1 protein-coding gene is annotated in these 1,431 nt (G+C 67.3%); it reads left to right on the top strand.

Features of this window, described 5'->3' with window-relative positions:
• Positions 1 to 333: 333 nt before the first annotated feature.
• The coding region (locus AB0D14_RS44970) for an IS110 family transposase (RefSeq protein WP_362791330.1) at positions 334 to 1,431 on the top strand (1,098 nt) is incomplete at its 3' end.

Here is a 1,431-nt window from a genome sequence, read left to right as displayed (position 1 = left end):
TTGACTTGTACCTCGTGCTGAAGCACGAGGATTCTGGCCTTCCGTTCCGTTGCTGTGCCGCTACGCGGCGCGGGCTTCGGCCGGGAATCCGTGACTTCCTGTCTTACGTTTTCCACATGGGGATCAGCCGGTCATTCGTAGGATCGGTGGCCCCAGGGACTCCGGGTATGGCTCGCTTCCTGTTGCAGCTCGTATGGCTTTGGAAACTTGGCCGCCCGGAGCCCCGCGACGACTCGACCACCAATTGGGAAACGCGACTCGATCGCTGTTGTAAGACAACGTCGGCGAGGTCGTCTGCGGGGCCACAGTGACGACGAGCTGGCGGAGGTGACCGTGCCCGGGATCTGGGCCGGTGTGGACATCGGCAAGAAGCATCACCACGCGGTAGTGATCAACGCAGAGGGCGAACGGCTGCTCTCCCGCCGCGTCCAGAACGACGAGACCGAGCTGCTCCAGCTCCTCGGCGACGTCCTGGAGATATCCGACGACGTGCTGTGGGCCGTCGACATCAACCACGGCATCGCCGCGCTCCTGATCGGCCTGCTGCTCAACCACGACCAGCCGATCGCCTACCTCACCGGCCGGGCAGTCCACCAAGCGGCAGCCACCTACCGCGGCGAGGGCAAGACCGACGCCCGCGACGCCTTCATCATCGCCGACCAGGCCCGCGTCCGACGCGACGTGAGCATGCTGCGACCGGGCGACGAGATAGCCATCGACCTGCGTCTCCTCACCGCCCGGCGCCTGGACCTTGTCTACGACCGCACCCGGCAGATCAACCGCCTGCGGGCCCAGCTCCTGGAGTTCTTCCCCGCGCTGGAGCGGGCCCTGGACCTGACCAAGAAGGGCCCCATCACGCTGCTGACCGGCTATCAGACCCCAGCAGCGATCCGGCACATGGGTGCCAAGCGACTGGAGACCTGGCTACGAAACCGCAAGGTCAGAGATGCCGCCGCGCTCGCTCACAGGGCTGCGGAAGCCGCCCGGGCCCAGCTGACCGCGTTACCCGGCGAACAGCTGGCGGCCGAGATCGTCGCTCGACAGGCGAGCGCGGTGATGGCCCACCATGAGGAAGTCGCCGAACTGGACGCTCGGATCGAGGCCCGGTTTCGCCGGCACCAGGACGCCGAGGTGATCCTCAGCCTGCCCGGCATGGGCCCCACTCTCGGGGCGGAGTTCATCGCCGCGACCGGCGGAGACCTTAGCGCTTTCGGCAGCCCCGACCGCCTGGCCGGCTTCGCCGGCCTCGCCCCCGTGCCCTGGGACTCCGGCAGCGTCAGCGGCAACCTGCGCAGACCCAGGCGCTACCACCGCGGCCTCCAACGCTCCATGTTCCTGTCCGCGCAGGTAAGTGCGCGGTTCTGCCCGGTCTCAAAGGCGTATTACGACCGGAAGCGCAGCGAAGGCAAAGGGCACAAGCAGGCAGTCCTC

Origin of the sequence: Streptomyces sp. NPDC048484 (assembly GCF_040651415.1) — a bacterium.
Lineage (GTDB): Bacteria > Actinomycetota > Actinomycetes > Streptomycetales > Streptomycetaceae > Streptomyces.
Note: the sequence above shows the minus strand (reverse complement) of the source record. Positions and strands in the feature narration are given on the sequence as shown.